A 7,170-nucleotide genomic window follows, 5' to 3' on the forward strand; every position below is an offset into this window, starting at 1 on the left:
GTTCAGCGCTGTCCGGACAACCCTCCGGAAGGGGGTTCACGACCTGACGGGCGTCACCGCTCAGACGGCGGCGAACGCGCCCTCCAGGATGTCCAGGCCCTCGTTCAGCAGGTGCTCCGGCATGACCAGCGGCGGCAGGAAGCGCAGCACGTTGCCGTAGGTGCCGGCGGTCAGCACGACCAGGCCCTCGGCGTGGCAGGCCTTGGCGATGGCCGCGGTGGCCTCCGCGTTCGGCTCCTTGCCACCCGGCTTCACCAGCTCGACGGCGATCATCGCGCCGCGGCCGCGGACCTCACCGATGATCTCGTGCTTCTCCTGCATGGCCCGCAGGCGGCCCAGCATGATCTCGCCGATCCGCTGCGCCTTGCCGTTGAGGTCCTGCTCCTTCATGGTCTCGATGGCGCCCAGCGCGGCGGCACAGGCCACCGGGTTGCCGCCGTAGGTGCCACCCAGGCCACCGGTCTGCGCGGCGTCCATGATCTCGGCGCGGCCGGTCAGCGCGGACAGCGGCAGACCGCCGGCGATGCCCTTGGCGGTGGTGATCAGGTCCGGGACGATGCCCTCGTCCTCGCAGGCGAACCACTGGCCGGTGCGGCAGAAACCGGTCTGGATCTCGTCCGCGACGAACACGATGCCGTTCGCCTTCGCGAACTCCACGATCGCCGGCAGGAAGCCCTTGGCCGGCTCGATGAAGCCGCCCTCGCCCTGGATCGGCTCGATGATGATCGCGGCGACGTTCTCGGCGCCGATCTGCTTGTTGATGGTGTCGATCGCCTGGGCGGCGGCCTCGGTGGCGGCGTTCTCCGCACCGGTCAGCCAGCGGTACGGGTAGGCGACCGGCACCCGGTAGACCTCGGGGGCGAACGGACCGAAACCCTGCTTGTACGGCATGTTCTTCGCCGTCAGCGCCAGGGTGAGGTTGGTGCGGCCGTGGTAGCCGTGGTCGAACACCACGATGGCCTGGCGCTTGGTGTAGGCGCGGGCGATCTTCACCGCGTTCTCGACGGCCTCGGAACCCGAGTTGAACAGCGCGGTGCGCTTCTCGTGGTCACCCGGGGTCAGCTCGTTCAGCTGCTCGGCGACGGCCACGTAACCCTCGTACGGGGTCACCATGAAGCAGGTGTGGGTGAAGTTGCCCAGCTGCTCGGTCGTCCGGGCCACGACGGCCTCGGCGCTGTTGCCGACGTTGGTCACGGCGATGCCGGAACCGAAGTCGATCAGCGAGTTGCCGTCCACGTCCTCCAGCACGCCGCCGTTGGCACGGGACACGTACACCGGCAGGGTGGTGCCGACACCGGCCGCCACCGCACCCAGCTTGCGGGCGTGCAGCTCCTGCGACTTCGGACCGGGGATCGCGGTGACCAGGCGGCGCTCCTGCGGGAGCGGCGTTGCGGCGCTCATGGGGTTTCTCCAGACTTCTCGGCTCGGTGCTTCGCAGGCTACGGCCGCCCTCCCCACCCGGGCACGCGCCACTCGGTAGCAGTGCGCCGTCCGACTTGTCCGGCACGGCCAGCGCAGGCGGCGCAGATTCCCGAAGGCCGCGCTCCACTACCCTGAGCGCGGGCGTGTCGCCGGTACGGCGGCATGGGTATGGCGGCACCGACGGTGGTCGGGGCGGGCGGGCGAGGGAGCGGGGCCGTACATGGCACAGGACGGGTCACACCACCACGGCGAGCGCACCACCACCAGACCCCCGACCCCCCTGCCCCACCAACGGCCCGGCGCGGCCACCTCCCCCTTCGACCTCGCGGCCTGGGCCCGCGCCCCGCGCCCCGCCGCCGCCCCGGGCGTCTACCGACTCGGCTACCGCCGCATCGACCCGGAACGGGCGGAGGCGGCCAAGGTCGCGCCCTGGCCGCTGCTGCTGCGGGCGGGGCTGAACGCGGTGGTGGGGTGGTTGGCTTTTGTCTACGGCACCCAGCTGGTGCTCCACCTGATCGTCGTGACCGTCTGGGTCGAACACCCCACTGAGACCCTGGTGACTGTCGTGGGGCTGTCGGTGAATGTCCTGGTTGCCTCAGCCGTCATCAAGGTCTTCGGCCGGATGGGCCGCTGGCCCGAGGTGTGGCGCCGCTACGTCTCGCCCCTGCTGTCGCGGACGGTGACGCGGGAGCAGCCCGTCGCGGAGGACGCCCCGGCGGTGGTCGAGGCCGTGCGGGGGCAGGATCCGTGGGACGGGCTGCGTCGGGGCGGTGCCGCCGAGGCTGCCGCCCGGCTGGACGCCGAGGCCGTGGGGGACGTCGACTACGTGCGGATCCAGCGCGCCTGGGAGTCCGCTCAGGCGGACGGGGTGTTCGTGCCCGCCTTCACCGAGCAGGTCGCCGCCCGTGGTGCGGCGGCTTTCGCCCACCCTTCGGAGGCGCGGGAGTTGCCCGGCCGCGTCGAGCGGCACGATCTGTTGCTCGGTCAGGTCCGGCTCGGCACCGCGCAGGACGTCCCGAAGAACCCGTTGGGCCACCGGGCCGCCGGTTTCGCGCTGGACCCGGCGGTGCTGGGCACGTCGCTGCTGGCGGTGGGCCCGGCCGGGACTGGGAAGACGGCGCGGCTGGCCCGGCCGGTGGCCGAGGCGCTGTGCCTGCAGGCGCTGTCCGGTACCGCCTGTGCCGTGGTGGTCGGGGCGGCGGACGCCGATCTCGGCCCGGATGCCTGGTACGACGTGGTGATCGCGCCCGGGGACGGGTCCTCGTTGTACGGGCTGGATCTCTACGGTGCCGCGCGGAATCCCGACGAGGCGGCGGCCCGGCTGGCCGAGGCGTTGTTGCCGGACGAGTTGACCGCCCGCGTGGAGCACGCCCGTACCGCGGTGCAGCAGGTGGTGGGCCCCTTCCACGCGGCGTATGCCCGTTATCCGGGGGTGCGGGAGCTGCGGGCGTTGCTGGCCGGCGAACCGGACGTGTCGGCGGCCCTGGTGAAGGCGCTCGGGGTGGCCGGTCTGCTGGCCGTCCACGAGCGGGACCTGGAGTACCGGGAGCGGCAGCGCGATCGGGCGGACGATCCGGGGGCGCTGCTGGCGGACCGGTTGGCGCTGTTGGACCGGCCCGCCTTCGAGGGGGCCTTCGCGACCGACGGCACCGGTCGGCCCCCGTTCGCGATGCGGGTGCTGGACCATCCGCTGCGGGTGCGGGTGAAGCTGCCGGAGCGCAGTCACCCGGAGGCGGCGCGGATGCTGTCCCGGCTGGTGGTGGGGCAGTTCGTGCAGGCCGCCGCGGCCCGTGAGGACCGTTCGCTGTTCGCGGGTCTGGTGGTGGACGACGCCTCGGCGGCGTTGGACGCGACCGCGGTGCGCGGGTTGCAGCGGATGCGCGGGGCGAACGCGGGGGCGGTGTTGCTGCTGCGGACGCTGGTGGACCTGCCGGAGGCGCTGCGGGCGCCGCTGTTCGGCGCGGTCGGCTGCCGGATGGCGTTCCCGGGGATCGCGCCGTGGGACGGGAAGCTGTTCTCGGAGGCCTGGGGGACGCACCTGGTGCAGGAGACCGCGGTCACTCACACTCCGGACACCTCGGGTGGTGTGATCAGACGGGCCGGACGGATCGGGCGGAAGGCCTTGTCGGGGACGACGGCGCAGACGGAGTCGGTGACGACGCGGGACGTGGAGCGGCTGAGGTGGTCGCCGTCGGACCTGGCGCACGCCTTGCCGGCCGGGCACGCGGTGGTGTCGTTGACGGCGGTGTCGGGGGAGCAGGTACCGCCGCTGTTGGTGGATCTCAGGGAATGAAGGGGTGAGGCGGGGCGGCCGGGGAAGTCGCCTTCGAGGTGGATTCGGCAGTGCGGCTTGTCCGGGGCGTCCATAATGAAGGGGAGAGACCCTCACCAGTCCCACGTCCCTCTCCTCGCCCGGCCGCAACGGCGCGGTCAGGTCGATCCCCCGAAGGTGCCATGCCCCCCACACTCGCCTCCGTCGTCCGCAACACCTCGCTCCACCTGACGGTCCTCGCCGGTGCGGATCACCTGGAGCGGCCGGTCCGCTGGGTGCACACCAGCGAGCTGGACGATCCGACGCCGTTCCTGGAGGGCGGCGAACTGCTGCTCACCACCGGTATCAAGCTGGGCCGTACGGCGGCGCAGTTGCAGGCGTACGTGCACCGGCTGGCCGACGCGGGGGTGGTCGGGCTGGGGCTCGGGGTGGGTCTGTCGCACACCGAGGTGCCGCAGCCGCTGGTGGACGCGGCGGCGCAGCGCGGGCTGCCGCTGCTGCGGGTGCCGGAGCCGACGCCGTTCATCGCGATCAGCAAGGTGGTGTCGGCGGCGCTGGCCGCGGAGCAGTACGAGGCGGTGACGACCAGCTTCGAGGCGCAGGAGGAGCTGACGCGGGCGGCGCTCGGCAAGGACGGCACGACGGCGGTGGTCCGCCGGCTGGCGGCCCGGCTGGGCGGCTGGGCGGCGCTGTACGACGGGTCGGGCGCGCTGTCGGTGGTGGCTCCGGACTGGGCGGCCCGCCGGGCGGGGCGGCTGGCGGCCGAGGTGGACCGGCTGCGTCGGCGTCCGGCGCCGTCGAGCGCGGCGCTGCAGGGCCGTGCGCCGGGGATCGACACGGCGGACGAGGACTACGTGGTGGTCCAGTCGCTGGGCGCGGACCGGCGGGCCCGGGGCTTCCTGGCGGTCGGGACCGAGGACCGGATCACGCCGACCGAGCGGTACGTGCTGAACGCGGCGGTGGCGCTGCTGACGCTCACCCTGGAGCGCTCGCGCGAGCTGCGGCAGGCGGAGGAGCGGATGGGCGCGGCGCTGCTGCGGATGGTGCTGGCCGGTGAGGTGTCGACGGCCCGCCAGGTGGCGGTGGGGCTGTTCGGGGGCATGCCGGAGGGGACGATACGGGTCCTGGTCGCCGGGGCGGCGCCGGCCAGTGCGGACGCGGCGGAGGCGCTCGGCGAGCTGGGTGACCGGGCCGAGCAGGCGGGTGCCCGGGTGGGCGAGAAGCTGCTGGTGGCGCGGGAGGACGGCGTGCACGGGCCGCGGCTGATGGTGCTGGCGCCGGACAACGGTGCGGTGCACCGGGCGTGCCTGGGCGCGGTGGAGGAGCACGAGGGCCTGTCGTTGGGCGTTTCGGCTCCGGCGGCGCTGGAGGAGGCCGGGACGGCGCACGCGCAGGCCGAGCGGGCGCTGGCGGTGGCGCTGCGCGGCGGACGCCGGTCGGTGGACCACGAGGAGGTCGGCGCGGGTTCGCTGCTGCCGCTGCTGGGTGAGGACGCGGTGACGGCGTTCGCGGAGGGGCTGCTGCGGCCGTTGCGCGAGCACGACCGGACGGCCCGCGGGGACCTGGTGGCCTCGTTGCGGGCGTGGCTGTCCCGGCACGGCCAGTGGGACGCGGCCGCGGCCGATCTGGGAGTGCACCGGCACACACTGCGCTACCGGATGCGCCGGGTCGAGGAGCTGCTGGGCCGTTCGCTGGACGACACGGACGTGCGGATGGAGCTGTGGCTGGCGCTCCGCTCCGGCGAGGAGTGAGGTACCGGCCCTGAAGCATCGGCCCGGAAGCGCCGGTGCCGAAGCGCCGGCCCTGAGACGCCGGTGCTGAAGGCCGCGCCACCTGACATGGCGGTAGGACGCGGTGGAGTGGCCCCGGGGGCGAACGCTCCTAGTCGGCCAATCCGGTCGCCGCGTCGCCCCGCCTACCCTCGGATCCGGGCCCCACGTCCGTGGGCCGTAGGACAGACGAGGAGAGGCCGGTACCACGGTGACCACCACGTACGATTTCTGGCTCGCCGGCCGCCGGGCGAGCGGTGACGCCGACTTCGAGGTGCACAACAGCTGGGACGGCCGTCTGGTCGGCAAGGTGAGCATCCCGACCGAGGCCCAGGTCGAGGAGGCGCTGGCCGCCGCCGTCGCCGCCCTGCCGGTGTTCGCCGCCACCCCGGCGCACCAGCGTGCCGCCGCCCTGGACCACGTGGCCAAGCGGCTGACCGAGCGCACGGAGGAGCTGGCCCAGCTGGTCAGCGCCGAGAACGGCAAGCCGATCAAGTGGGCCCGCGGTGAGATCGGCCGCGCGGTGTCGGTCTTCCGCTGGGCCGCCGAGGAGGCGCGCCGCACCAACGGTGAGACCATGCGGCTGGACACCGACCCGGGCGGCGTGGGCCGCTTCGCGGTGGTGCGACGCTTCCCGCGCGGTGTGGTGCTCGGGATCGCCCCGTTCAACTTCCCGCTGAACCTGGTCGCCCACAAGGTCGCCCCGGCGATCGCGGTCGGTGCCCCGATCATCCTGAAGCCGGCTCCGGCGACCCCGCTGTCGGCGATGGTGCTGGGCGAGGTGCTGGCCGAGACCGACCTGCCGGCCGGCTCCTGGTCGATCCTGACCGTGCCGAACGACCGGATGCCGGCCCTGGTGCAGGACGAGCGCGTGCCGGTGATCTCCTTCACCGGTTCGGACAAGGTCGGCTACCAGATCATGGACTCGGTGCCGCGCAAGCACTGCACCCTGGAGCTCGGCGGCAACGCCGCGGCCGTGGTGCTCGCCGACTGGTCCTCGGAGGCCGACCTGGACTGGGCGGCGAGCCGGATCGCGATGTTCGCCAACTACCAGGGCGGCCAGTCCTGCATCTCGGTGCAGCGGGTGATCGCCGACGCGTCGGTGTACGACGCGCTGGCGGAGAAGGTCGTGGCCAAGGTCAAGGCCCAGGTCACCGGTGACCCGAGCGACGACGCGACCGACGTCGGCCCGCTGATCGACGAGAACGCCGCGAAGCGCGTCGAGTCCTGGGTCGAGGACGCGGTCGCCAAGGGCGCCAAGGTGCTCACCGGCGGTACCCGCGAGGGTGCCACCTACGCCCCGACCGTGCTGGCCGACCTGCCCGAGGACGCCATCCTGGCGAAGTCCGAGGTGTTCGGCCCGGTGCTGTCGCTGCACAGGGTGGACGGCGTGGACGAGGCGTTCGCGGCCGTCAACGACTCGGCGTTCGGTCTCCAGGCGGGCGTGTTCACCCACGACCTGCAGACGGCCTTCCGCGCCCACCGGGAGCTGGAGGTCGGCGGTGTGATCATCGGCGACGCGCCGTCCTACCGCGCCGACCAGATGCCGTACGGCGGTGTCAAGGACTCCGGTGTCGGCCGCGAGGGCGTCAAGTACGCGATGGACGACTACACCGTCGAGAAGGTCATGGTCCTCACCGGTCTGGACCTCTGAGCGACGCGGTGGCGGTGCCGTGGCGCCGCTGTGGTGGGAGGGCCCGGTTCGTC

The 7,170-nt window shown here is 73.2% G+C and carries 4 protein-coding genes; 3 read left to right on the plus strand and 1 reads right to left on the minus strand.

The genetic code is table 11. From position 1 onward, the window contains the following. Nucleotides 1–60: 60 nt before the first annotated feature. Nucleotides 61–1,401, minus strand: coding sequence for a 4-aminobutyrate--2-oxoglutarate transaminase (gene gabT / locus ACFRMQ_RS35760; RefSeq protein WP_380698838.1), 1,341 nt, complete (start codon nt 1,399–1,401; stop codon nt 61–63). Nucleotides 1,402–1,642: 241 nt separating this feature from the next. Here gabT and ACFRMQ_RS35765 point away from each other — a divergent pair, with 241 nt between their 5' ends. The 3 genes from ACFRMQ_RS35765 (at nt 1,643) to ACFRMQ_RS35775 (ending at nt 7,117) form a co-directional block, all read left to right on the plus strand. Next, nucleotides 1,643–3,715 carry an ATP-binding protein gene (locus tag ACFRMQ_RS35765; RefSeq protein ID WP_380734988.1) on the plus strand — a complete coding sequence of 691 codons (2,073 nt, stop codon included), beginning with the start codon at nt 1,643–1,645 and terminating at the stop codon, nt 3,713–3,715. A gap of 161 nt (nt 3,716–3,876) precedes the next feature. Then, nucleotides 3,877–5,445: a PucR family transcriptional regulator gene (locus tag ACFRMQ_RS35770; RefSeq protein ID WP_380734989.1), complete on the plus strand. Its 1,569-nt coding sequence runs from the start codon at nt 3,877–3,879 to the stop codon at nt 5,443–5,445. Between the two features lie 229 nt (nt 5,446–5,674). Then, nucleotides 5,675–7,117 (plus strand): aldehyde dehydrogenase family protein, encoded by a 1,443-nt coding sequence (locus ACFRMQ_RS35775; RefSeq protein WP_380734990.1) that lies wholly within the window; start codon nt 5,675–5,677, stop codon nt 7,115–7,117. Nucleotides 7,118–7,170 lie beyond the last annotated feature (53 nt).

Origin of the sequence: Kitasatospora sp. NPDC056783 (genome assembly GCF_042789895.1) — a bacterium.
GTDB lineage: Bacteria > Actinomycetota > Actinomycetes > Streptomycetales > Streptomycetaceae > Kitasatospora.

What these genes read in the sequence shown, in the direction of transcription:
- gabT (WP_380698838.1), bottom strand. Translation starts at nt 1,401, where the DNA reads ATGAGCGCCGCAACGCCGCTCCCGCAGGAGCGCCGCCTGGTCACCGCG.
- ACFRMQ_RS35765 (WP_380734988.1), top strand. Translation starts at nt 1,643, where the DNA reads ATGGCACAGGACGGGTCACACCACCACGGCGAGCGCACCACCACCAGA.
- ACFRMQ_RS35770 (WP_380734989.1), top strand. Translation starts at nt 3,877, where the DNA reads ATGCCCCCCACACTCGCCTCCGTCGTCCGCAACACCTCGCTCCACCTG.